Genomic DNA, 26,321 nt, shown 5'->3' with positions numbered 1-26,321 from the left:
AAAGAGAAGTTCTTAATGCTTTTGTATTGTTTGTAGGTACATAAGTGGTTAATTTTTTTATAATTCCTTTTTTTGGAATTAATATTTTAGTGTTTTCTAAGCCTAAAATTGCACACATTTTAGCTGAAACACCGTTTTTACTATTGTCTAAAGCTGTATGAGTAGCGTAAATTGCAATGTCATTTTTAATGGCTTTTAAAACAACACGTTCTACATACGAGTTTCCATTCAATTTTTTTAATCCACCAAAAATAATAGGATGAAAACTAATAATTAAATTACATTTTTTTGCAATAGCTTCATCTACAGTTTCTTCTAAAGTGTCTAAGGTAACTAAAACTCCAGAAACGGAAGTAGAATAATTACCAACTAATAAACCAACATTATCAAAATCTTCAGCATAATTTAAAGGAGCTAATTCTTCTAAGTAATTTGTGATGTCTTTTATAATCATAAATCAAAATTGTATCGAAAATCAAAGTTAACATTTTCCATGCATCAATCCATAAAAATGACTTATTTTCGTATGAATGAAATTTCTACGATTTTTATTATTTCCATTTGCTGTTATTTATAACGTTGTAACAACCATTCGCAATTTCTTTTTTGATGTAGGGTTTTTTAAGCAAACATCTTTTAAGACACCAGTAATTGTTGTTGGTAATTTAAGTGTTGGAGGAACAGGAAAAACACCTCAAATTGAATATTTAATTCGTTTGCTAAAAGATGAATTTAAAACTTCGGTTTTAAGTAGAGGTTACAAACGAAAAACTAAAGGATATGTTTTGTTAAATGAAACACATTTTGCAGAAGATGTTGGTGATGAACCTTTACAATATTTTAAGAAGTTTAAAAACATAAATATTGTTGTTGATGAAAATAGAGTAGAAGGAATTACTAAATTAGTTAAAGATAAATCACCTGAAGTTATTTTATTAGATGATGCTTATCAGCATAGAAAAGTAAAAGGTAGTTTTTATATTTTATTAACTAAATTTAATGATTTGTTTGCTGATGATTTTTTACTGCCAACAGGAAATTTAAGAGAAAGTAGGATAGGAGCAAAAAGGGCGGATGTTATTTTGGTTACTAAATGTCCAGAAAATTTAACTGAAGCTTCTAAAAATGAAATTTTAAGAAAATTAAAGAAATATCATAAAAAAGTATTTTTTACTACTATTTCTTACAATTTAAAAACTTCTGGAAGTCAAGAAGTTCCAGTAAGTCATTTATCTGATTATGAGGTCTTATTAATCACCGGAATTGCAAATTCTACACCACTTTTAAGTTTTCTGAGTGATAAAAATATAAGTTATACGCATTTAAAATATACAGACCATCATCATTTTACAAAAAAAGAAATAGAAGACATTAAGAAAGAATTTTTAGGTTTTAAATCGGCTAAAAAACTAATTTTAACTACAGAAAAAGATTATGTTCGTTTAGAAAGTAAGTTAGAAGAGCTTTCTTTTTTAGGGATTCAAACTTCATTTCTAGAGAATAAAGAAGAATTTAATTTAATTATTAAAAATCATATAAAATAAAACCAGCGTTGTTAAGCGCTGGTTTCTTCTTTTTGATTTTTGTTAGAAGTATCTTTAATAAGGTTACTTCATTTTTATGACACAAATTTTTTATAAAAGTCACTTTTTATTCAATCACCATAGAATGATACACGTTTTGTACATCATCATCTTCTTCTAATTTTTCTAAAAGCTTCTCTACATCAGCTTGTTGGTCTCCACTTAAAGTTGTGGTGGTTGTAGGTATTCTTTCAAATCCAGAAGATAAGATTTCTGCATTATTTTTTTCAAAGAAAGCTTGTATTGCTCCAAACTGCTCAAAAGGTGCATAAATAATAATACCTTCTTCATCATCAAAAACTTCTTCAACTTCAAAGTCAATTAATTCTAATTCTAACTCTTCCATATCCATTGTAATGTCTTCTTTTTTAATGGTGAAGTTACAAGTATGGTCAAACATAAAAACTACAGAACCAGAAGTACCTAGGTTTCCATCGCACTTATTAAAAGCTGCTCTAACATTAGCTACAGTTCTGTTATTATTGTCTGTTGCAGTTTCTAAAAGAATTGCAATTCCATGAGGAGCATACCCTTCAAACAAAACTTCTTTATAGTTAGCAGTATCTTTATCTGTTGCCTTTTTAATTGCACGCTCAACATTGTCTTTAGGCATGTTTGCCGCTTTTGCATTTTGTATAACAGCACGCAAACGAGAGTTTGTTTCAGGGTTAGGACCTCCTTCTTTAACAGCCATTACAATATCTTTACCTATTCTGGTAAAAGTTTTTGCCATTGCTGACCAACGTTTCATTTTTCTTGCTTTCCTGAACTCAAATGCTCTACCCATTTCTAATGATTGTTTTAATTAAAATGCCTACAAATGTAAAAATAAGCAAGTTGTTTTACAATTTTTAAGTTAAAATTTAAAAAAAAAGAATACCTATTTGTAAGTATTGTTTTGTTCTTAATTTAAGAATAGTTTTATAACGAATTAAAATGAATATAATTATGAAAAAAATTACTTTTTTACTTTTAACAATTGTTTCTATTTCTGCTTTTGGGCAAGATAAATTAACTTCGGCAATAGAAGAATATTATGATGGCACAAATTGGTTAATACAAGGAAAAACAGAGTACACTTATGATACTCAAGGGAATGTAGTTACAGAAACTTACTATGATAGTAATAATGATGTAACAGACACAACAACTTATACTTATAATAGTTTAAATAGGCTTATTGAGGTAGAATCAATTTATGGAGACGATTCTTATAAAAGTGAATTTATTTATAACTCCGATAATTTACCTGAAACAATAATACAATATGACAAAGAAAATGGTAATTGGGTTAAAGATGATAAAATAGAAGTGGTTTACAATGGCACTAAAATAGATTATTATGTTGAATACGAGGAGTGGAATGGTGAAGAATGGTATTTAGAAGATGATAATTCTTATAAGGCTAAGTATATTTATACAAATTCTAATTTTACAAAAATAATTTATTATGAATATCACAATAATATTTGGGTAGAAGATGATAAAGACGAATATACATATGATGCCAGTAATAAATTAATAAAAGAAAAGTGGTTTTCAAAAAATGATGATGGTACTTATCTGTTAGGTGGGGGTATTGAGTATTCTTATGATTCAAATAATAATATTATAGAAGAAGGATTTGTAGAATATACTGATGAAGGTACAATTAATTATTCTGATACAACAACGTATCAATATGATTTAAATGTAAAAATGAAGGATATTATTCATCCTTTTAAAGATAAGTATGGAGTAAAAATTGATTTTGAAACAAGTGATTTTTATGTAAACAAAATTCTTTTAGAAACAGATGGTTCAAATAGAACTACGTATTATTATAATGGTGATACAGCTAGTGTAGAGGAATTTAATGCATTTGCATTTAAAATATACCCAAATCCTACATCTTCTATTTTAAATATTGATGACAGTAGTTTTTCAATAAAAAGTGTAGAAGTTTATAATTTATTAGGTAAAAAAATAATAACAACAACTCTAAATGAAGTTAATATAGAAAATATTACCAATGGTATTTATATGTTAAGAGTACAAGATATAAATGGTAATTTTGCTACAAAAAGATTTGTGAAGAATTAGAAAAAGAAAATAGATATAAAAAACCACAAGTTTTTTAAGCTTGTGGTTTTTATTTATTTTAACAGATTGTAAGATTGTTTTGCAATTTCAATTTCTTCGTTTGTAGGAATAATTAAAATTTTTGTTTTACCATTTTCTTTTTGAATTTCCCTTATTTTTTTAGAACGAATTGCATTTTTTGCATCATCTAATTCAATACCAAAAAAGTCCATGTTTTCACAAGACATTTGTCTCATTAATGCAGAATTTTCTCCAATTCCAGCAGTAAATACAATTGCATCTAAGCCATTTAAAATTGCAGTATAAGAACCAATATATTTTTTAATTCTATAGGCAGCTAATTCTAAAGCATTTTGACAATTAGCATCTCCATTTTCTGCTTTTTCAGAAATTTCTCTTAAATCAGAAAATCCTGTTAAACCTTTCATTCCAGACTCTTTGTTGAGTAAATTAGAAACTTCATCTGCGGTTTTATTTAATTTTTTCATTAAATAGAAAATTACAGACTGATCTATATCTCCAGAACGAGTTCCCATTACTAAACCATTCATTGGTCCAAAACCTAGAGAATTTTCAATACTTTTTCCATCTTTAATTGCAGACATGCTACAACCATTACCTAAATGAATTGTAATAATGTTTTTAGATTTTTCTCCTAAATATTCAATTGCTTTTTCTGAAACAAATTTATGACTTGTACCATGAAAACCATAAGCTCTAATTTTATGCTCTTCTAAGTAAGAATTATCTATAGCATATTGGTAGGCTTCTTTAGGCATTGTTTGATGAAAAGCAGTATCGAAAATTGCAATTTGTTTTGCTGATGTGAAAATTGTTTCTGCTATTTCTATACCTGTTAAGTTTGCAGGGTTGTGTAAAGGCGCTAAATCAAATAATTCTCTAATACTCTTTTTAACTTCTTCAGTAACCACAACTGTGCTACTAAATTTGCTTCCACCATGAACAACTCTATGGCCAACTGCAAGAATTTCATCAACAGAATTTATAACACCAATTTTAGAGTCTAATAAAGTTGCTGCAATTTTTTTTAAACCTATTTCATGGTTTAAAATTGGCAAAATTTCAGAATATTCATCATCTCCTTTTTCGTGATTAAAAATGGCATCTTCCATACCAATTCTTTCTACAAGACCTACACATTTTACTGTTTTAGCAGGCATTTCTATTAGTTGGTACTTTAAAGAAGAAGAACCAGCATTTAAAACTAAAATATTCATATTACTCTTGATTTGCTTGAATTGCAGTTAATAAAACTGTGTTAAAAATATCTTCAACAGTACAACCTCTACTTAAATCGTTAACAGGTTTGTTTAAACCTTGTAACATTGGTCCAATTGCTAATGCACCAGTTTCTCTTTGTATTGCTTTGTAAGTGTTGTTACCTGTATTTAAATCTGGAAAAATTAATACAGATGCTTGACCAGCTACTTCAGAGTCTGGCATTTTTGTTTTTGCAACAGACATGTCTACAGCAGCATCATATTGTATTGGTCCTTCAATTTTTAATTGAGAATTTTTTTCTTTTACAATTTCAGTAGCTTTTCTTACTTTTTCTACTTCTTCACCTTTTCCTGAATTACCAGAAGAATATGATAACATTGCTACTCTAGCTTCTATACCAAAAGCTTCCGCAGATAATGCTGAAGAAATGGCAATTTCTGCTAATTGTTCTGCATTTGGGTTTGGGTTTACTGCACAATCTCCCATTACTGAAACTCTATCTGATAAACACATAAAGAAAACAGAAGAAACTACAGAAACGCCAGGTTTTGTTTTAATTAATTGTAAAGATGGTTTAATGGTATGCATTGTTGTGTGTACTGCACCAGAAACCATACCATCTGCTAAACCATTCATAATCATTAAAGTTCCATAATAAGAAACATCATTTACTAAATCTTGTGCAGCTGTTTCTGTCATACCCTTATGTTTACGTGCTTCAAACAATGTATTTACAAAATCATCATTATGAATAGAATCTTCAGGGTTTAAAATATTTATTTCATTTAGATTTAATTGAGAACCTATTTGATCACATTTTAATTGTATGCTAGCTTTATCTCCTAATAAAGTTAAATCTACAATATCTAACAATTGTAAGCGAGCAGCAGCTCTAATAATTCTTTCGTCTTCACCCTCTGGTAAAACAATGTGTTTTTTATTAGCTCTTGCTTTTTGCATTAAGTTGTATTGAAACATACTTGGTGTTAACTTATTAGATTGATAAGAAGTTAATATGTTTGTTAAACCTTCTGCGTTTACGTATTTATCGAAAGTGTCTAATGATAATAAAATCTTTTTATTATGCGATGAGTAAATTTTAGATTTTACGTTACCAATTTTATTTGAGATTCCAAAAGTTCCACCATCAACAGAAATAATTGGTACAGTAGATTGTACCCCTTCAATTAATTTGATAATAGATTCTTCAGGTATTAAAGTTCCGGTTAAAATAATACCAGATATTTTAGGATAATTGCTAGATGCATTTGCTTGTAAAGCACCTAAAATAATATCTGCTCTATCACCAGGAGTTACAACAAGGGCGTTTTCTTTTAATCTGGTTAAATAGTTACGCAATTGCATTGCACCAGTACTGTAACTTCCAATTGGGTTGTCTAGAAATTGTTCTCCAAATAAAACTCTTCCGTTTAAAGCTTCTACAACCTCTTTAACTGTAGGGTTAGATAAAAAGTCAACTTTAGGAATGATGTCTATTTGTAATTTTTCAGGAAAACTTTTTTGCAGTTCTTTTTTAATATAATCTACTTCATCAATTTCTATTTTATTAGCAATAAGACCAATAACATCAACTTCTTTATTGATAAAAGATTTATAAGTAAGTTGCATTGTATTTATAAAATCTTTCTTCTTTTTACCATTTCCAGAACCAACAATTAATGCAGGAATACCAAGGTTTTTGGCAATCATAAGGTTAACATCTAACTCTGTAAAACCTCCTTCACCAGAAAAATCTGTACCTTCTACTAAAACATAATCGTAATTGGCTTCAAGTTTTTTGTATTTTTCGATAACAGTTTGAATTACATCATCAGCTTTTCCATCACTTAAAAGTTCTACAACTTCACTTTGTTTGTATGCAAAACAATCGTGATAATTGATGTTTAAGTTAAAAAAATTGATAGCAGTATTTGTATGATTATCACGTTTACTGCCTTCTAAATCATTAATAATAGGTCTAAAATATCCTACTTTAGAAGATTTGGTTAACATCATTCTTAAAAGACCTAATGAAACCAATGATTTACCACTGTCCGATTCTACTGCGGCAATATAAATAGCTTTACTCATGTTGTGTTTAAATAATTATTTGGCAAAAATATATCATAAAGTAACTACTAATTATGATAATAGTCATTATTTTTTGAAAAATAAATAGGTTTTAGTTTAAAAAATTTAGTATTCAATAAAAAAAATAAACAAACCTTATTAAAATTGTGTTTTATTCAACAAAGTACAAGTTTTACACTTGTAATATTCCCATATTAAATTGTTTTTCTATTGTAGCATGATTTGCAGCTTCAATTCCCATAGAAATCCAAGTTCTAGTATCTAAAGGATTGATAACTGCATCTGTCCAAATTCTGGCAGCTGCGTAATATGGCGATATTTGATTGTCGTAACGAGATTTAATTTTATCAAATAATTCAGCTTCTTTTTCAGGAGTTATTTCTTCTCCACGTTTTTTTAGTGAAGCCGTTTCTATTTGTAATAAAACTTTTGCTGCGGAATTTCCGCTCATTACAGCCAGTTCTGCACTTGGCCACGCAACAATTAATCTTGGGTCATACGCTTTACCACACATTGCATAGTTTCCTGCTCCGTAAGAATTACCTATAATAATTGTGAATTTAGGAACCACAGAATTACTTACAGCATTTACCATTTTAGCGCCATCTTTTATGATTCCTCCATGTTCAGATTTACTTCCAACCATAAAACCAGTTACATCTTGTAAAAAAACCAAAGGTATTTTTTTCTGATTACAATTGGCAATAAAACGTGTAGATTTATCTGCGGAGTCATTATAAATAACACCTCCAAATTGCATCTCTCCTTTTTTAGTTTTTACTAACTTTCGTTGATTGGCAATAATACCAACTGCCCAACCATCTATTCTAGCATACCCAGTTATAATTGTTTTTCCATAACCTTCTTTGTATTGTTCAAATTCAGAATTATCAACCAAACGTTTGATAATTTCTAGCATATCATATTGTGCATTTCTTTCTTTTGGAAGAATTCCAAAAATTTCATCTTCATTTTCTTTTGGCGGAAAAGATTCAGTTTTGCTAAAACCAGCCTTATCATAATCACCAATTTTATCAATAATAAATTTAATTTTATCTAAAGCTTCTTTATCATCTTTTGCTTTATAATCTGTTACTCCAGATATTTCGCAATGTGTAGTTGCTCCTCCAAGAGTTTCATTGTCTATAGACTCGCCAATTGCAGCTTTTACTAAATAACTTCCAGCAAGAAAAATACTAGCAGTTTTATCAACAATCAAAGCCTCATCACTCATAATTGGTAAATAGGCTCCACCAGCAACACAACTTCCCATAACAGCAGAAATTTGTGTAATTCCTATACTACTCATTATTGCATTGTTTCTAAAAATGCGTCCAAAATGTTCTTTATCAGGGAAAATTTCATCCTGCATTGGTAAATAAACTCCTGCAGAATCTACCAAATAAATGATAGGTAACTTATTTTCTATTGATATTTCTTGAGCACGTAAATTCTTTTTTCCTGTAATAGGAAACCAAGCACCAGCTTTAACAGTAGCGTCGTTAGCAACAACTATACATTGTTTTCCTTTTATATAGCCAACCTTTACTACAACTCCACCAGAAGGACAACCCCCATGTTCTTTATACATATCTTCTCCTGCAAAAGCACCTATTTCTATAGATTTAGAATTGTTATCTAAAAGATAATCTATTCTTTCTCTTGCAGTCATTTTACCTTTAGTATGTTGCTTGTCAATCTTTTTTAGACCACCACCTAACTTTACTTTTGCAAAACGTTTTTTTAAATCAGATGCTAGTAATCTATTATAATCTTCGTTTTTATTGAAGTTTAAATCCATAGAAATTGTTTTCTTAGTTTGTGCTAAATTAAGAAATATTCTTCTGATTGAATTGATAAAAAATTCGGTAAAATAATTATTTCAGCTTAAGTTAATTAAAATATATTTTATCTTCTTAATAAAGAAAAATGGCCATTTTTTGTTCTAATATTTCCATTTATATCAATTAAAACAGCATTGTACCAATAATCATTTGAAGGTAATAATTTTCCATTTGAGAATCCATTCCATCCATTTTCGTTTTTTTGATTTATAACCTTTAACAACCTACCATATCTATCAAATATTTTAAAACTAATTTTATTGTAAAATGAATTATCTATTCCTGAAATTTTCCAGGTATCATTTATCCCATCGTCATTAGGTGTAAAATGTCTTTGAAAGTATAAAAAAGAAATTTCTTGAGAAGAGGTTACACCACATTCATTAATATCTCTAATGTATACTTTATTCAATCCTGGTTTGATATTAGTGAAAGTGTAAGAAAGATTGTTATTTCCTTTTTCGAATTCACTAATATCATCTGTGTTTAAAGCGAATTCATAATTTCCTACTCCACTAACTTTGATTGTTAATGTGTTTTCATCTAAAATGTCTTGGTCATCATTGAACTCTAAAGATTCAATTAAAGCAAAATTAGATCTTGTTATAGTAAAAGAATTATAGCCAACATTAATGATGTTATCGGAATTAATTGCTGTGTCATTTTCATATTCTCTATAAGCTTTAACCTTGTAGGTACCTGTTTCATTTGCGTTTATAGTAGCATTTGTTTCTCCACTAATTAATTGATTATTTAGATACCATTTATATGTATCTGTTGAATTTCCTGTATTTCCATCTAGATTTATAGAAGTAAGTTTAGAATTATCAATAGGGTTATTTACACATAAAATCTGTTCAGTTGAATTCCCTTGTGGAATAGGTAAGGCTAAAACGTTCATTTTAAATTGACCAATACTTTCACAAGAATTAGAATCTTTTAAAGTAATCCTTACAAAAATATTATCTTCATCATTAAAAAGGTGATCTTCAAAAGGAGTAGTAATTTCATTGTTTTGTAAACCAGCGTCATCTTTTGTTTTATAGTAAGCAAATTCGTGTGTGGTTAAAGTTAAAGCACCACCAGAATTGGAAATAATATCTTGCGTTTTTGAATCAAAATCATAAGTAGAATTTCCAGACCCTGAGCTATTTCTGCTGTCTACTGTATTTAAATTACTATCTAATTCGCTCGCATAAACATCTTGGTAATAGGAAACTCCAGATGGATTCACTTTTAGTTCAATTTCTTTAGTTTGATAACAGCCTGTATTTATATTTGTTATTCTTACATTTAATTTATGATTTCCGTTAGAAATTGTTGTTGCTGTAATATTTCTATAATTCTCTTTTGTTACTGGTGAAGAAAATGAAACATCAGATATTTCAAAAAACTCAATTATAACATCATTAGTTCCTGTATATAATTGAGATTCTCTACTTGTTAAGTTAAAACTTGTAATAAAATCATTTGGATTTGAATCGAAGTCACATTGCTCATAAACATCAATGGTGTTAATTGTAGGTTTTGACTCAAATACTACATTTATAGATGCTTCTAACGTTCTCTCTTTATCACAATTATTGAAATAGTAAGTAGCTTTTAAAGTATAAATAGCATTTGTGTCTTTATCTGGAGTTCCAACTGTAATTATACTATTAGTTTCACTAGTTAATAAGGTGTTGTCTTTAAGCCATTTATAAGTAATTGGTTTTGTTGTATCTGCTTTATCATCAAAATCTGTAATATTATTAATTCCGAATTTTTTAGTTTCACCTTTACAAACGAATAAATCACTTGTAATTTTAGTTCCAGTATCAAAATCAGTTAAAGAAACTTCAAAAAATGATTGAATGAAAGGTGGTAGTCCTTCAGAAGAAGTTTTAGAGCCTAATGATATTCCATTATGAACATAATCTACGCTAGTACCTAATTCTTCAGGGTTATTAATAATACCTAAACTGTTTTCTCCACTTTTGGCATAATAAATTTTTGCATCTGGTCCTAATTGCAAAGCACCTCTAAATCCATTCCAAACATTAATTATAGATTTTGAATTATTAATATCATCAATTGTATTATTTGTTAAATCGTATTGATAAATATAGGAATCAGAGGGGAAATAACCTGTACCATTTTGGTCTCCAGCATTACCTGTAGAAATATACAATCTATTTCCTGTTGGCGAGAACTCTGCACCATAACTTCTACTCACATTTAGGGTTGTTTTATTGGTAACCAGACCTGTAGTTGTATTAAAATCAAAAAGTAAACAATTAGATCGTTGACTTGTAATGATTAACTTAGATCCATTAGGAGATACTTTTAAACTTCCTCTGTAATAAGTGTCCTCTTCATCTATTAAAGATATTATTGGTGTTGTATCTACTCCGTCTTTTGTAGCCTTATAGGCATATATTTTGGTTCTACTTGCAGAAATAATCCAAAACTCATCACTTTTATTAGACTGTATAGCAGTAACTCTTTCTGTCCAAAAATGTTTTTCTCCATTATTTAAATCTATAGGTCCATCTGTAATACTTCCGTATCCATTGTTTATTAATGGATCAATAGTAATTGTGTAATAATAAAAACCAGAGTTAAAATTACTCCCAGTAACAAAAAGGTAGTATATATTTGAATTTTCTGGGTTTGGAATAAATAAAGCAGCTTGTGCGCTCGAAGAATCTCCGAGTAACCCAGTTCCTCCTGTAATTACATTATGATCTTGGCCCCATACAGTAGATCCATCAGAATAAAACCTTAATTCACCAGTTTTACTTGAGATTGTAGAACAACCTTCATAAGTTGATAATTCACCATTTTCTATAGCTTTAGGTGTACAATCAGTAAAATCTAGACCTGCATTAAAACCGAAATACCAAAAGTTAGCTTCATCTTGTGAAAATGAATGTAATGTAATAAATAGAAGTAAAAAAAGTATTTTTTTCATTTTAAGATGTGTCTGTTGGTAGAATATAAAATATACTTTAATAAGTATTAAAAATCTTTTTTTTTTAAATATTGAGTAAGGTAAATAGAAAAAAATAAAACTCCAAACTTATATAATAATAGGTGATGCGAAACTTAAATCATAACTTTTTGTGAAGTTCTTATCCATCTGATTATTACCAAATCTAACTTAATAGATATTAGATTAAAACTTTATAAAGTCTTTTTAAAATTTTCAAAAAGGCTTTGTTTTTATCTTCTTAATAAAGAAAAATGTCCTTTTTTATTGATTGGAGGTTTACTAGTGTCGGTAGGAAAAAGTTGAATGTTAAACCAGTAGTCATCAGAAGGTAATATTTTTCCGTTATAGGTTCCATCCCAACCTTGATCTTCAATAAGAATTTGTGCAACTAGTTTTCCAAACCTGTTAAAAATATGAATATTACTTGTAGAGGTATAGAAAGTTGTATTAGCTCCTTTTATTTTCCATAAATCATTTTCTCCATCGCCATTGGGTGTGAAGAATTTAGGGAATTGGAGTACAGAAACTAAAAGTTCTGAAGATCCACATCCATTTTTGTTTTCTACTAATATATTGTAGATACCACCTTCAATATCATTAAATATATTACTATCCTGATAAGCATGAATTAAGGTTCCATTTTCATCTTCTAAAGCATATTGAAATTCTTCATAGATTAAAGGATTTGTAGGGATGTTTATTTGAATACTAAGATTGGTGTTTGTACTAGAAGTATCATCTGTAATAGTAATATAACTTTCATCAATTGTTTCAAAACTAGATTTTAATACGTTAATTGTTCTTGATCGAGAACAACTATTTGCTCCATTACTTGATGCTGTAACAGTATACTCACCGGCATTACTAATCTCTATATTTTGGGTGTTTCCTAAATCATCTCCATTTTTGTTGGTCCATTTGTAACTGTATGTATCAGTAGGATTTAACACATTTAATGTATAAGGAATATTTTTTGCACAAATAATTATTGGGTCGTCAGGAGATTCACCTTCAACTGAAAACTCTGGAATTTGATTTACTTCTAAATAAAATTCACTAATACCTTGACAATTGTTATTTGTTTTATCTATAATTTTGTAAAAAATAGTTGTAGAGTATGGATTGTTTGTATTTCTATAATTTGATAAATTTTGAGTTTCTGTAATTTCATCTATAGATTTTGTTCTGTCTTCATCTGTTTCATAAAATTCAACTTTTTGGTTAGTGTCTGTTGTAATTTTATTTGGGACAGCACTTAAATCGAAATCTGTAATTCCATCTTTATCAGAATTATTTCCATCAATATCAAATAAGTCATCACATTCATAAAAAGTATCACCAAACGTTTGATTAGGAGTGTAGCTAACACTTAATTCAATTTTAGAAATAGTGTAACAACTTGTTGTGATAGAAATTGTTTTTACCCAAGCTTCACCAGAAGTATCTACAAAATAAGTGGTTTTATCGTCAACTTCTGGCGTACCATTTTCTGCATCAGTTTCCGTTTTATAATATTCGAAAACTACATTGGTTTCACTTGTAATACTAATTTCAGCTTCTGTAAGGTTAAAAGTTGTTTGGAGGTCTGAATTGTTATCGCATTGAAACAATTGTGCAGGATTATTTAAAATAATTGGTTTAGGGTTTACAGTTAATGTAATTGTGTTAGAAGGAAGACCGCAGCTATTTCCTATTTTGTTTAATTGTACTCTAAATTGATAATTATTATAACTATAAGGTGTATTTGCTATTTGTAAAGATTTTGTTGTTGCTCCTTCGTATGTGTCTGTTGTATCTAAATCATTAATAGTTTGCCAAGTTGTGCCATCTGTAGAAACTTCCCATTGAAAAGAATCTGCATTGCTTTCTATTTTTAATTCATTTGTTTCATCTTCACAGAATGTAATGTTTTCAAATTTATCTATTACAATTGGAGCTGATAATGTGTAGTTTGAGTTTGGAGTTGTATAACCATCTGAGTTATTCACTACTTTTCCAAAGAGATTAACAGCAAAAGGAGATGCGTTTAAAATTCCTGAACCATCTCCAGTATAACCGGCTTCAATAACATCAAAACAATCATCGCCGTCTGCGTCTAAATCAACAAAATTGAAAAAGAGATCTTGGTTGTCTACAACAATTGAAGCGCTGTCAGAATTTCTAATAGGAGTAATTAAAATACCTGAATCAGGTGAGGTTTCTAAAGCATCTAACAATCCATTTATACCTACTGTTGATGCGTTGGCACTGTCAATAAATCCATTATTATCTGTGTCTAAACTTTCATAACCTGCTTCAATGATGTCATAAATACCATCGTTATCAGAATCGATGTCTAGATAGTTTGAGATACCATCATTATCTGTGTCTTGATTTGGAGTAACTGTATCAAAAAGATCATCCAAACCATCTAAATTTGTGTCTACGTTTGTTAAAGTTACATCTTGTGTTGTTGATTCAAAAAAGTCAGGAACTCCGTCATTATTACTATCTAAATCAAACATGTCTTCAATTCCATCTCCATCAGAATCTCTGGTGAAATTTGTTAATTCAATGTTTCCATTAAAAGTAGATGCTATAGTATTTCCATTTGTTTTATGTTCAAAACTAATTTCATTTACTTGATTTGCTAAAAACTGAAATGTACTTGCCGCACCTGTAGTATTTGTAGTAAATTTAAAATGAATTTGAGAAGCAGATATATTTGTAACTCCAGTTTCAAATTCACCATCAAAATTAGTATCAATAAGTAATTGATCATCTGGATCTATAAGTGTAATGTTTTTATTGTCTGGACCAATTTTTAGTATAAAAGATTCACCATCAGAAATTGTATGATTGCTAGTGCTATTTTGTTTAAAAATAAAGTTTATTTCTTGAGTAAATTCTATATTATAGATAGAATTAGAAGAAGTTGATGAAGGTATTGTAGAAGTAAAATTTCCATTGATATCACCTGCAAAAGAATTAGCAATATCATTTGGAGTGTATAAACTATTGCTAATAATATTTACATTGTTTGTTGGGTTTAAGGCAGACGCATTATGTTTGTCGGATAAATCAATATTCACATTTCCTAGAGATTCTATATCGTTTATTATTCCATCATTATCAATATCAATATCAATATTGTCAATAATTCCATCACTATCATAATCATCTGGACAAATACTTACAACAATGTCTGTAGAGGTATAAGTAGTCATTGTACAACTAATTATACCTCTTAATTGATAGGTTCCAGCTTCCATTGGTGTGTATTCAGGATCTGTATTATTTGTTGTTTTATAATCATTAATGGTGTTATCGTAAATAAACCATTCTAAATTATCAAAAAGATTGGTATTTGCCGCTTGTAATTTTAAACCGTTACCAAGACAGTTTCCTAAAGTTTCTATGTCAACGTTAAAATTAATTTCTGGTGCAGAAGGAAATCCAGAGTAAAAACTACCAGAAGATGCAGCACCATTTTGATTAAAATAAGCACAATATAATTCGCCACTACTTTCAATAGAAGTATCACCTGTTAAATTGGTTACCTTATAAGTTACATATTCTGTATTTCCATCAACATTAAAAGGGCCTGAAGTTGCGAAATTTGATATTGGTAGAGAATTAATATTTACAGAAGCACCTTTGTTAGTTACAATAGTTACTCCTCCAGTAAATATTGTCGTTCCAATATCTTCAATATCAGGAATATTATCTACTTTTCCTCTGTTTTCACAACTTAAAGGAGGAACAAAAAATAAACCTTGATTCGCTTCGCTATTATTTGCACCAATACCTTGATAAGCAAAAACATCTTTAGATGTTTCTACATACATATTTCCATTTGTATTGTATTGATTTCCTTCAATTAAATAATATTCACCTGCGTTTAAGGAAGTTGTAGCTGTAGTGTTTCCGTTAGTAAATATTTCGGTATTATCTTCGTTAGCAACAATTAATATGTTCTCCCAACCATCAGAACCATCACCTTTTACAAAAATATATTCGCTTCCAATTTTATCTGCCCCTACAATTTGATCTATTCCATAATCTCTTCCAGTTCCGTTATGAAAACTTCCATTTGTAGAACCAACGTTTGTTACAATATCTTTGTTAGAAGCTATTAAAGTTCCAATTAAGCCATCTGTATTAACAATGTTTTCATCTGAACTTGCAGCAATAATATAGCTTTCACCTTCATTTAAATTAATAGAAATTGGTGAGCCTCCATTTTCAGTAGAATTTTGAATTGAAAGACCAAGAGGTAAATCACTAAAAATAACATTTGTATTATCTTCAGTTGCCATAACAGAAATGAAACTTAAATAATTGTCTTGCGGGTTTTCATTTGTAAACATTCCTGCTCTAAAAGTTGTACCTAAAGCAGAAGAACCTTTACTAACTAGTGCGCCTGCTTGTGCTCCACTACCAGCTAAAACACGTATAGAAACATATACAACATCGCTTGCTTCTACAATATATCCTTTGTTATTATAAACAGTACTTGTGGTATTAGAATCTACAAAAAGTTGACTGTTTCCATCTCCTATATAAATTTCTTTAGGAGAAGTATTAGAAACAATTCCAGTAATATCATTATTAGAACCAATTTGTGTAATTGTATAAGTTACATTTTGATTGCTAGAAGTGGAAATGTAAAAATATTGACCTTCTGGGTTCGCATTTCCAGTATCAGCATAGGTTAGTGGTGGAATAAAGTGTTTTTTACTCAATTGAGCATGAATATTTTTAATACTCATGAAACTAAAAATAACAATAAGTACTGCTGATAATTTATATTTACACATAGAGTATTTTAGAAAGGATATTAATTGCTAAATGTAGCAAGAAATTGATAAAAATTTAGACTTCTTGTAACAAAGATGATTTATTTGCTACATATATTTAGAGACAATTTTGTTTTAATTCAAAATTTTTAACGAAATTGCTTGTCTAAAAATTGTTCAACTTTAAAAACTATAAAATAACTATGTCTGATGATTTTGATTTACTAGAAACTAGTTCTAACGAAAAAACTGAAAAAGTAGATGTCAATTGGGGGAAAGCTATAGATACCATGAAATCTAAATTAGCACAAGAAGATGATCCAGAATCTCGCCAAAAAATTCTTAATGCAACTTTAGATGATGTTGTACATATGGCAGAAAAAGACAGAACTACACTTTTAGATGCTATTAAAGATCTTACAGATTATCAAGATGAAGTTGGTATTATGTTCGAAAAGTTTTCGTCTTTAAATGAAACCGAACAAAAGGTAATTGACGATGCACAAAAAGCATTAGAAAGAGCCAGAATAGAGTTAGAAGATGCAGAAAATAAACCAGATACTTGGTGGAACAATCTTTGGGGAAGAAAATCGAAGATTAAAAGAGAACAAGCAGAATTTAAAGAAGCAGAAAAAGTACGTGCAGGAGCAGATAACAAAGCAAAAGCAATGTTTCAAGAAAGAATTGAAAGTGCAGATATTCAAACTTTGTTAAGTGAGCTTTCATATAAATCTCAAGCAGCAGTTACTCGTCTTAAAAATAGAGAAGTAGAAATAAAAGAAGTAGAAGAAAAATTAAAAGACTCTATTGTAGAAGCTTCTAAAAATCACACCAAAGCTTTAGAAAAAAAGAAAGAAGTAGAAGGTAAACTAGAAGAACAATATGCTTTGTTAAAGCAATCTCGTCAAGAATTAGATGAAATTGCCGACAAACAATCAACTGAATATTCAGAAGCTATTGGTAAAATGACAACTATTGAGCAAAAAGTAGAAGAACTAGAAGGTCTTAAAAATGCTTATACAACTTTAGCAGCTAGTAAAGATAGTTTTGTACACAAGCATAATTTAACGATTAAAGTATTAACGTCTTTACGTTCTAATTTACAAACTCACAGAGCAAAATTAAAGTCTGATACAGAAGAAAGATTAAAATATTATGATGGCTATGTAGTTGCGTTAAAAGCAAGAACAGATCAAGAATTTGCAGCTATTTTAGAACATTTAGGTGTAAAAACTGATGAACATATTGGAGAAACTTTAGCGTCTATGCATTCTGCAAGCGCAAGAGCTCGTCAAGAAATGATGGATAATATTCCTGTTCACGAAAAAGTAATGAAAGGTGTTTACAGCACTTATGCAGAGGCTTTACATGAAATTCGTGAAAAAGATATTGATATTCAAAAGAACTTTGCAGACAGATATGGAATAGATATGAAAGAAATTTTCGAAGACTATTACAAAGCAGATGCAAATGCTCCAAAAGGCGATGATGGAGAACCAGCAGAAGCTCCCAAAAATGAATCATCAAACGACGATTTATTATCATAAAAAAGTATACAGTAAGGTAGTATTCAGTTTGCAGTCAGTATTTGACTGTGAACCGATGACTGCAAACTGATAACTGAAAAACTGCATACTGAAATGATTACAACACCTTTAGATTCAGCAATCTTAAATTCTAAAGAACAATATGTTTTTTACCATAAAATGGTAGATTTTGTATTAAAAGAACTTATAGTAAGTGTACAACAAGAACAATTATGTTCGCATCAAGAATTGCTGATTTTTAAACAGTATTCAGACTTATTATTATATTCAATAGAAGCAATGCGTATTAAATATATGTATGATGAAGAAGATAATATGAAAGTTGATTTAACAGATTCTGGTTTCCCTAATTATTTGGAATTTAGGTATTTGTATAATGATTTAGAATTGAAAAATGAATATGCTAGCAAATTAAAAGGGAAAGATATTCTAAAGAAAGAATTTTTAGACACTTTATTAAAAACAAAACAACCAATTAGAAGAGACAAACTATTTCAAGCTTCTTCAATTGTATATTATAATTCTGTAAATCAAAAATACATTTTCAACAAATTTGTTCAAGGAAAAATAGTTGAAGCTCCAAAAAATAGCCAGGGAGATTTAATGACAAGTTGGAGTTTTTATGATGTAAGTAGAAACAGACCTTACATTTGTTATATGTATTTTAATTATGATGGAACTCGAATTTTAGATGAAAAAGAAAATATTTATAAGGTATTAAAAGAAACGGCAGATAGAGATATGGCATTAGATACCATGGCATATTCTATAGATAGAAAGTTACCAAAAATAGAACCTAAATATATTAAAAGAATAGATTTAGGACCCTTTCATAATGTATTTGCAAAAGACGAAAATGAAATAACACATGCTATTTTAGCAGGCATTGCTAAAAAGGAAATTCCTTTAGAATCTTATGCATTATCATTAAAGATAGATGAGGTTTATTCTGGAGATACTTTTAAAGAAGGAAGTTTTTTCTCTAAACAAACCATGCAAAAATGGAGCGATGTTATTAAACAAAAATATGTTTTTGCACCTCATAGAATTATTCAATTATTGCATAATCAAGCGCCAAGAACATTAGACAAGTTGGCAAAACAACCAATTCAAATGGCTGATATTCAGTAAACAGTCTTCAGTAGGCAGTTTACAGTAAGCAAGTTTGTGAAGTAAGAAAAAGTAAAAATTAACAAGCAAAGTAAGAAAAGCAGAGTGAACTGCCTACTGAAGACTGTCAACTGAGAACTAAATTATGAGTTTTAAAACACTTTTAGCGTATCAAAAGGGATTTGCTTTAGCAATGGAAATTTTTCAGATGACAAAAACATTTCCCAAAGTAGAATTGTTTAGTTTAACTTCTCAAATTGTTCGTTCAAGTCGTTCTGTTTGCTCAAATATTTCTGAAGGATATAGAAAAAGGCAATATGAAAAACATTTTAAAAGTAAAATGTCTGATGCTGATAGTGAAAATTCTGAAACTCAATTATGGCTAGATTTTGCATTAGCTTGTGAATATATTTCCGAAGAAAAGAAAATAGAATTGCAAAATAAAAGTGAAGAAGTTGGTAAGCTTCTAAATTATATGATGAATAATCCTGATAAATTCAGGTGATTGTTATTGGGTAGGCAGTTTTCAGTCTACAGTATGTAGTCAGTAGGTTTGTGAAATAAAAAAGATAGTAAAACTAAAAAAGAAAAATAATATAAATAGCAGTATAAGAAGAGCAGAGTAGACTGCCAACTGAAGACTGCTGACTGAAGACTTAAAAAAAAATGGAACATAACTCAACTTTTCCTATAAAACAAAACGAATTAGATATGCTTAGAGATGAAGCCTCTGGATATTTAAAATCGGTTCAATGGGAGCAAAGTAATAGAGCAAAAAGTAAAGAAAATGATGCAAAAGACGATTCAGTTTTATTGTATTTGTCAAGAGCAAATTCTGGTTCTAATGTAGAAATTACATCGGTTTCTAAAACAATTTTGGCATTAAAAAAGCGTTTATTGCCAGATTCTATTGCAATACCAGTGTATTTAAATCAAACTTTATACGCAGTTCAAGAAGGACTAACTTTAGGAATTTGGATTAAAGATAATTATTACGATGCTTCTGGTTTATCTTCTTTAAACGAACGTAAATCGGCTTTAAATTCTCAAGGAAAACGAGAATTTGAAAGCAAAATGCAAACAGCAACTGCCTTTCAATTATTTGCAACATCTTATAAAATTTTATACGATTTAAAACCACATGCTTCAGATGATTTATCTGTAATGAAACAAAAATTTGCAGGTATTCCAGAAGTTTCATTACTATCTCCTTTAAAAGGAATTGCATGTTCTTTGTTTTATTTTGATAAATATTTAGGACATCCAGAAATTGTAAAATCAGACAAAGATGTTATAGATTTTACAGTGGTTTTTTATGAAGCTTTGTTAGATGAAATTCAGCTAAGAAAAAGCAGTTTAGAATACACAGAAACAATTGTAGATAGAACTTATAAATTAGAAAACTCTGAGTTTGCAGTTTCTGGTTGGGAAAACATTTTTTCTGGTACTGCAAAAAGTGTTGAGTTTAATAAAATTCAGTTTGAGCAAATAGTAGGTAATAAAGATGCAAAACATTTTGCACGTAGATTAACAGAAAGAATGTTAAGTTACGATTTTGATGCAAAGAAAAATCCGTTTCAAGAATTAGGTGGTTTTATGCCAGTTTTTATGGGATATGGAATTCCAGGAACAGGAAAAAGTATGTTAATTGCAGCCATTGCAACTCGTTTAAAAGAACACTCAGACAATTTAGATATTCCGTTTTTATTTCATCCAATGCCAGATACATTAATTTCTACTTTTCAAGGAGGAAGTGCAGAAAAAATGGTAGAATGGATGAAACCAATGCAAGATCCAACAAAATTAATTTTTGCGCCTATTGATGATGCAGAAAATAATTTACAAGAAAGAACAGCACAAGGTGTATCTGCAGGGGTAAAAGAGGTTATTGGTGTTTTCTTACGTTATACAGAAGGTGCTTATGCAGTAAATTATGGTAATTCATCTATTGGACTTTTTACCAATTTACCAGAAATGTTAGACAAAGCTGTAATTTCTAGAGTACAAGGAAGATTTAAAATTGATGGAGCAAGAACAGAGCATGATTTCTTAGATCAAGATTATATTTGGTGGAAAAAGTTCGAAAAAACAATGCCTGATTTTGTGAATATGCAAAATCCATCTAATTACGAGTTTTTAAAAGACCAAGCTTTAACAAAAAGCATGGGAGAAATTTTAAGTGCTATCGAAAAACCATCAGAAGAAAGAGTTTTAGAAGCTTATGATAGAGCAGAAAGAAATCATAAATCGAATGAGCATTTGTTTTTTGCAAAGCTTTACAAAGAAATTCAAAAAATATTTCCATTCTTTTCATCTAGAGATGTACGTAATATTCAATCCGCAATTTCATTGCGATTAACAGATTTTGATTTAGAGAAAGATTGGTTTGAAAATCCTGAAATTTATTTCAAAAAAGATTATGAAACTAAGTTTAATATGTTGCAAGAATTGATGAAAGCAAATATGAGAGGTTTAGATTTTTCTGAAATAAGAAGACAAGAAGTTGTACGTTATTTAGACAATGTAGCAACCATTGCAGACACAGATTTTAAGAGAAAAGTAGATGCAAGAGTCAATCAAATGAATATAGATTTAGAAGCAAGAAGAAATTTTGAAAATGAGTAATCAACGAATCAAAAATATAGAAAAGACTTTATTGTCAGATAATTATTACACGCTTCATAAGTTTAATTTCGATTATCAAATGCCAGATGGAAGTTGGGTAAACCAAATGCGTGAAGTGTATGAACGTGGTCATGGAGCTGGTATTTTGTTATACAATACAACTAAAAAAACGGTTGTTTTAATCAAGCAATTTAGAATGCCTACTTTTTTACACGATAATAAAGATGGGTTTTTAATTGAAATTCCTGCAGGTTTATTAGATGGAGATAATCCAGAACAATGTGTTATAAGAGAAACAGAAGAAGAAGTCGGTATTCGTTTAAAGTCTGTTAAAAAAGTGTATGAAGGCTATTCTTCTCCTGGAGTTTTAACCGAAAAAATGCACTTTTTTGTAGGTGAATATACAGATGATATGAAGGTGAGTGAAGGTGGAGGTTTGGAAAGCGAAACGGAAGATATTGAAGTTTTAGAAATACCTTTTACTGAAGCTGTTAGAATGTTAGAAAACGGAGAAATTGTAGATACAAGAACGATTGTGTTATTACAATATGCACAAATTCATAAGTTGTTAGAATAAATAGTTCTGTCATTCTTGCGTAAGCAGGAATCCACATTAAATAAAATAGATTCCTGTTTTCACAGGAATGACAAAAAAGAAAATGCAAAAACTAAAACAAGCCAATTTATACAGAAGTGAGTCAATTTCTATTAGTGGAAAATTGGTAGAACGTTATAATAAATGTTTAGTAAAACTTGGTTTTACAGAAACTAAACTTAAAAAGTTTACAATTGATGGTGTGGGTTGGAGTCCAGAAATTGCAGACGAAAAAGGAGAATCTTTTTACTTAAATAATGGAGAAGCAAACACGCATGCAATTATCATTACTCCAAAACAAAAAGGATTACCTGTGTATAACCCTTTTCATTCTTTTGATAAAGAATTAATGAAAGCTGTGTTTAAAAAACACGAAAAAACCATTAATGATATTACAAGAGATTCAGCTATTTGCATCGATTTTGATCAAAAAATAGATGTCTTTTATGAACCTTTAGATGTTTTAAGATATAAAGATGTTGTTATTAAGTTTCATTTAATCGACAATCTTAATAAAGCTAAAGAAGAACAGTTAAAGTTGATTGAATCATTTAATTATGAAAACAATTTTATTGATGAAAATATTCATCAACAGCTTTTAATATCAGCAAAAAAACATGGCGATTTAAGAGAAAGAAACTTAAATATAGAAGAAATTAGTTTTACCACAGATTCGTTTTATACCAAAGCGTTTGGAGGTATTTATTTATTGAGAGATTTAGCAATTCCTATTTTAATTTTTGAGTCAGAAGAAACTTATAAAGAAGCGATACAAGACACAACTTATGATGTGTTAATGTATCACATTTCACATGCAGAAATGATTGAGAAACTTGTTAGTTATAATGTAATTGAATTAGAAATAGAAGAAGAAACCACAAAGAAAAGATACAAAAGAATTCAGAAGTACTTGTTTTCTACCTATTTAAAAGAAACAAGACATCCAATAAAAGAAATATTACAAGACGGAATTTTATTTAAAAGTTATTTAAATAAAATAGATATTTCTGCAAGAAAAAAAGTAATGAGTTTAGAACGTTTTTTAGATAAACAAAAAGTATCTAAAACCTTGATTCCTAAAGATAGTATAGAAGAAGAAATATATATTTCTCTGCATAAACCACATTCGTCTTTAAAACCTAATCATCAAGATTTAATATGGAGTTTATTGGTAAATATTGTTCCTAAAGATGTGTTATTCCTATATTGGTATGATAAAGAACAGTTCTATCAATTATTTACAACATTAGAAGATTCAACTCAAGATTGGGTAATAGAAACAATTTGTAACAATTTTTAGAAAAAATAGACTAATTTTATATAGACGTTTAATTCAACAACCATGACATTAGAAATCATCATATTTATAGCAGCAATTTTATTAGGAATTGTTATTTATTGGAGAGAATCTCAAGGAAATAAAATCTACAGATTTTTCAATAAATTAATGAATTCAGAAGAGTTACAGATGAAACCATCAGATAAAAAAGGTTTTGTTTTTAAACAAAATTTTGTTCTAAGGTTGGTGTATATTTCAGCTTTATTTCTGATAGGTATTTTAATAACACAGTTTTTAATACCTATTGGTATAGCAGCAGTTTCATTATTTGCATCTATGATTGTAGGAACCTTAATAGGAACCTACATTGCTGGAGCTATCTTTAAATCAACAGAAATTATAGAAGAACAAACAGAAACTATTGAAGAGAAATTTGAAGAAGTTATAGAAAAAGGAAAAGAATTTATTGAAGATTTTCAATCAAAAGAAAAAGAAATTATAGAAACACCAGAAGAAGTACCTAAGGTTGAAACTAAAAGTGCCAGAGAAAGATTAAAAGATAAAGGATTATTATAAAAAGCGTCATTACGAGGAGGGAGTTTTCGACGAAGTAATCTTTTTTTATTAAAACTATAAATTAACAAATTGCCACGACTTTTTTTAAAGTCTTGCAATGACAGATATACATTATGATTAAAAATTATTGGAGTAAAGGATCAAAACAAAAGAAAAGAGTTATCATATTTAGTATAATTCTGTTAGCGGTATTATTTTTTTTAAGAGATGATTATCAACCAGCATTATTATTTGTAAGAAAATTTATTTTCATCATTGTTTTGTGTTTGTCTTTCTTATTTTTAGGTTTAAGAAAATTTAGAAAATCTGCAAGTACTGGTAATAGAATAGGAATTTTATTTTTCTTATCGCTCTTTTTTGGAGCTTTATATTATGTTGGTTGGAGTATGAATTTTTACGATTACATGAAAACATATAATGTTTTTAACGATTTAAATAAAGTAGAAATCAACGAATTACCATTAACACAAAACGAAAGAATTCAGCCATTAAGAAATATATTTTCTATGGCAAATGAATCTGTTGGAGAAACTAAAGATGTTTCTCTTCCACATTTAGTTAGAGTAGATGGTCATAATCAATGGACAATGGCAATTCAGCCAACAGAAAAATATGTTTGGCAAGGTATAAAAGATAATACAGAAGAAGTTTTTTCTGTGTCTAGCACAACACCATTTCCTCGTTTTTCATCAGAAAATAGAATTCCAGTAACATTTTCTATAGGAGAATCTTTAAAATTTAGTAGAAATACGTACAATGCAGTTGTTCAGCGTTTAAATCCTTGGATGTTATTTAATTACGAACCAAGTGATACATATTACATGAAAAATGATAAAGGCGCTTGGGTTGAGGTTGTAAGTTTAATAAAATGGAAAGGTTTCTTTTTCCCATATCCAACATTTGGAGGTGTAATGGTAATTGAAAATGGAGAACATGATGTAAAAGATTATTTAGAGAGAATTACTATTGGTAAAGGAACCTATATTTCTCCAGAAGAAATGAAAAATTTTGCTTATTTAACAAAGCAAAATACCTTATCAGAAAGCGTTTCTCGTTTACAAGCAGAAAGCTTAAAGTTTTTAGCAGGTTTTTCAGACCCATTACCTTGGAATATGGAAAGTGCTGTAAAAATTCCTGAAGCACCCAAAGATCAAAATGCACAACCTTATGTTACAGATTTTAATTTTTCAGATTCTAAAACAGACGCATATAGTGGCTTGTATCATTGGTTTGGTTTAGAACCTGTTGGTAACGAAAGAACTAGTTTAAGTTACAGTGTTTTTATTCCTGCAGATGGTACAGATAAATTGTATTATTACGATCATGCATCAAAAAAACAAGGTTATGCAGGTGTTTCTGCAATGCCTTTAAAAGTAAAAGAATCTAAAAAAGAATACGATTGGAACTCAAATACACCTGTAGAATTTAGACCCTATATTAAAGAAATTGCAGGTAGAAAACGCATGTTTTTCTTAGGTACAGTTTCAACAATAAGTGCCAACAATCCAGAACAATTTGATGGTTCTGCAACACCAGATTTAGCTTTGGTTGATAGTGAATATAGAGATGTTGTTTGGATTAACGCAAAAAAACCAAGTACTTGGAACGAAGAAGTGTATAGCCAATTAAATGAAGCTTGGAGAACAAGTGAGGGTACCAATATTTATTTCGAAAAAGAACATACGGTTTTAGAAAAAAATCAGCAAATCTTAGATTCTATAAAGTTACTTTCAAAGCAAGAAATGAAGCGTAAAGAAATAGAAAAACTTCAAAAACAAATAGATTCTATTAAAAATAACCAATAATTTTTGTAGCTATTTCCAGCTTTCATTACTCGCTTTTTTTTCTGAAAAAGAAAAAAAGAGCTCAAACATGCCATTCAATCTGGGCTAAACTTAATTGCTGTTTTTTAGAAAATTTAAGGATTCTATTATTTTCTTTGTTACTATTTGATTTAAAATTAATTTGACAGGCATAATGTTTCCTTGGGTTTAT

17 protein-coding genes are annotated in these 26,321 nt (G+C 29.1%); 10 read left to right on the top strand and 7 right to left on the bottom strand.

The window, feature by feature from the left end; genetic code table 11:
- Positions 1–454 (bottom strand): Nif3-like dinuclear metal center hexameric protein (locus tag ABJG40_RS04505; protein WP_348023375.1); only part of this gene is annotated, 454 nt, incomplete at its 3' end.
- 76 nt (positions 455–530) lie between these two features.
- Between ABJG40_RS04505 and lpxK the strand changes: the two genes are divergently transcribed.
- A complete protein-coding gene (gene lpxK, locus ABJG40_RS04500; RefSeq protein ID WP_348023374.1) occupies positions 531–1,544 on the top strand; it encodes a tetraacyldisaccharide 4'-kinase in 1,014 nt (337 codons plus the stop codon).
- Positions 1,545–1,650: 106 nt separating this feature from the next.
- Here the strand turns inward: lpxK and ABJG40_RS04495 are convergent, their stop codons facing one another.
- The gene (locus tag ABJG40_RS04495; RefSeq protein ID WP_348023373.1) at positions 1,651–2,370 is read right to left on the bottom strand and encodes a YebC/PmpR family DNA-binding transcriptional regulator; all 720 of its coding nucleotides are present in this window, start codon (positions 2,368–2,370) and stop codon (positions 1,651–1,653) included.
- Positions 2,371–2,531: 161 nt separating this feature from the next.
- Between ABJG40_RS04495 and ABJG40_RS04490 the strand changes: the two genes are divergently transcribed.
- Entirely contained in the window at positions 2,532–3,665 is a 1,134-nt protein-coding gene (locus tag ABJG40_RS04490; protein WP_348023372.1) for a T9SS type A sorting domain-containing protein, read from the top strand.
- 53 nt (positions 3,666–3,718) lie between these two features.
- Here ABJG40_RS04490 and ABJG40_RS04485 read toward each other — a convergent pair whose 3' ends face one another.
- From ABJG40_RS04485 to ABJG40_RS04465, 5 genes are all read right to left on the bottom strand, one after another.
- Positions 3,719–4,903: an acetate kinase gene (locus tag ABJG40_RS04485; RefSeq protein WP_348023371.1), complete on the bottom strand. Its 1,185-nt coding sequence runs from the start codon at positions 4,901–4,903 to the stop codon at positions 3,719–3,721.
- Between the two features lies 1 nt (position 4,904).
- Entirely contained in the window at positions 4,905–6,998 is a 2,094-nt protein-coding gene (gene pta / locus ABJG40_RS04480; RefSeq protein WP_348023370.1) for a phosphate acetyltransferase, read from the bottom strand.
- A gap of 172 nt (positions 6,999–7,170) precedes the next feature.
- The gene (locus ABJG40_RS04475) at positions 7,171–8,799 is read right to left on the bottom strand and encodes a carboxyl transferase domain-containing protein (protein WP_348023369.1); all 1,629 of its coding nucleotides are present in this window, start codon (positions 8,797–8,799) and stop codon (positions 7,171–7,173) included.
- A gap of 107 nt (positions 8,800–8,906) precedes the next feature.
- Positions 8,907–11,795 (bottom strand): T9SS type B sorting domain-containing protein, encoded by a 2,889-nt coding sequence (locus ABJG40_RS04470; protein ID WP_348023368.1) that lies wholly within the window; start codon positions 11,793–11,795, stop codon positions 8,907–8,909.
- A gap of 251 nt (positions 11,796–12,046) precedes the next feature.
- Positions 12,047–16,540: a T9SS type B sorting domain-containing protein gene (locus ABJG40_RS04465; RefSeq protein ID WP_348023367.1), complete on the bottom strand. Its 4,494-nt coding sequence runs from the start codon at positions 16,538–16,540 to the stop codon at positions 12,047–12,049.
- A 257-nt stretch (positions 16,541–16,797) separates the two neighbouring features.
- On the opposite strand from ABJG40_RS04465, the gene ABJG40_RS04460 reads away from it, so the two are divergent.
- From ABJG40_RS04460 to ABJG40_RS04425, 8 genes are all read left to right on the top strand, one after another.
- Entirely contained in the window at positions 16,798–18,141 is a 1,344-nt protein-coding gene (locus ABJG40_RS04460; protein WP_348023366.1) for a microtubule-binding protein, read from the top strand.
- A 93-nt stretch (positions 18,142–18,234) separates the two neighbouring features.
- On the top strand, positions 18,235–19,272 hold the full coding sequence (locus ABJG40_RS04455; RefSeq protein ID WP_348023365.1) for a hypothetical protein: 1,038 nt from the start codon (positions 18,235–18,237) through the stop codon (positions 19,270–19,272).
- A 124-nt stretch (positions 19,273–19,396) separates the two neighbouring features.
- Positions 19,397–19,756, top strand: coding sequence for a four helix bundle protein (locus ABJG40_RS04450; RefSeq protein ID WP_348023364.1), 360 nt, complete (start codon positions 19,397–19,399; stop codon positions 19,754–19,756).
- 161 nt (positions 19,757–19,917) lie between these two features.
- Positions 19,918–21,876 (top strand): AAA family ATPase, encoded by a 1,959-nt coding sequence (locus ABJG40_RS04445; RefSeq protein WP_348023363.1) that lies wholly within the window; start codon positions 19,918–19,920, stop codon positions 21,874–21,876.
- On the top strand, positions 21,869–22,453 hold the full coding sequence (locus ABJG40_RS04440; RefSeq protein WP_348023362.1) for an NUDIX domain-containing protein: 585 nt from the start codon (positions 21,869–21,871) through the stop codon (positions 22,451–22,453). The genes ABJG40_RS04445 and ABJG40_RS04440 overlap by 8 nt, the downstream gene beginning before the upstream one ends.
- Before the next feature lie 82 nt (positions 22,454–22,535).
- Entirely contained in the window at positions 22,536–23,771 is a 1,236-nt protein-coding gene (locus tag ABJG40_RS04435; protein ID WP_348023361.1) for a DUF6638 family protein, read from the top strand.
- Between the two features lie 42 nt (positions 23,772–23,813).
- Positions 23,814–24,326, top strand: coding sequence for a hypothetical protein (locus ABJG40_RS04430; protein ID WP_348023360.1), 513 nt, complete (start codon positions 23,814–23,816; stop codon positions 24,324–24,326).
- A gap of 113 nt (positions 24,327–24,439) precedes the next feature.
- Positions 24,440–26,131, top strand: a complete 1,692-nt coding sequence (locus ABJG40_RS04425) for a hypothetical protein (protein WP_348023359.1) — start codon at positions 24,440–24,442, stop codon at positions 26,129–26,131.
- Positions 26,132–26,321: the final 190 nt, after the last annotated feature.

Origin of the sequence: Polaribacter sp. (genome assembly GCF_039939415.1) — a bacterium.
Lineage (GTDB): Bacteria > Bacteroidota > Bacteroidia > Flavobacteriales > Flavobacteriaceae > Polaribacter.
Note: the sequence above shows the minus strand (reverse complement) of the source record. Positions and strands in the feature narration are given on the sequence as shown.

Bases quoted from the DNA above. Each gene is read 5' to 3' on its own strand.
- lpxK (WP_348023374.1), top strand. From the start codon at position 531: ATGAAATTTCTACGATTTTTATTATTTCCATTTGCTGTTATTTATAAC.
- ABJG40_RS04495 (WP_348023373.1), bottom strand. From the start codon at position 2,370: ATGGGTAGAGCATTTGAGTTCAGGAAAGCAAGAAAAATGAAACGTTGG.
- ABJG40_RS04490 (WP_348023372.1), top strand. From the start codon at position 2,532: ATGAAAAAAATTACTTTTTTACTTTTAACAATTGTTTCTATTTCTGCT.
- ABJG40_RS04485 (WP_348023371.1), bottom strand. From the start codon at position 4,903: ATGAATATTTTAGTTTTAAATGCTGGTTCTTCTTCTTTAAAGTACCAA.
- pta (WP_348023370.1), bottom strand. From the start codon at position 6,998: ATGAGTAAAGCTATTTATATTGCCGCAGTAGAATCGGACAGTGGTAAA.
- ABJG40_RS04475 (WP_348023369.1), bottom strand. From the start codon at position 8,799: ATGGATTTAAACTTCAATAAAAACGAAGATTATAATAGATTACTAGCA.
- ABJG40_RS04470 (WP_348023368.1), bottom strand. From the start codon at position 11,795: ATGAAAAAAATACTTTTTTTACTTCTATTTATTACATTACATTCATTT.
- ABJG40_RS04460 (WP_348023366.1), top strand. From the start codon at position 16,798: ATGTCTGATGATTTTGATTTACTAGAAACTAGTTCTAACGAAAAAACT.
- ABJG40_RS04455 (WP_348023365.1), top strand. From the start codon at position 18,235: ATGATTACAACACCTTTAGATTCAGCAATCTTAAATTCTAAAGAACAA.
- ABJG40_RS04450 (WP_348023364.1), top strand. From the start codon at position 19,397: ATGAGTTTTAAAACACTTTTAGCGTATCAAAAGGGATTTGCTTTAGCA.
- ABJG40_RS04445 (WP_348023363.1), top strand. From the start codon at position 19,918: ATGGAACATAACTCAACTTTTCCTATAAAACAAAACGAATTAGATATG.
- ABJG40_RS04440 (WP_348023362.1), top strand. From the start codon at position 21,869: ATGAGTAATCAACGAATCAAAAATATAGAAAAGACTTTATTGTCAGAT.
- ABJG40_RS04435 (WP_348023361.1), top strand. From the start codon at position 22,536: ATGCAAAAACTAAAACAAGCCAATTTATACAGAAGTGAGTCAATTTCT.
- ABJG40_RS04430 (WP_348023360.1), top strand. From the start codon at position 23,814: ATGACATTAGAAATCATCATATTTATAGCAGCAATTTTATTAGGAATT.
- ABJG40_RS04425 (WP_348023359.1), top strand. From the start codon at position 24,440: ATGATTAAAAATTATTGGAGTAAAGGATCAAAACAAAAGAAAAGAGTT.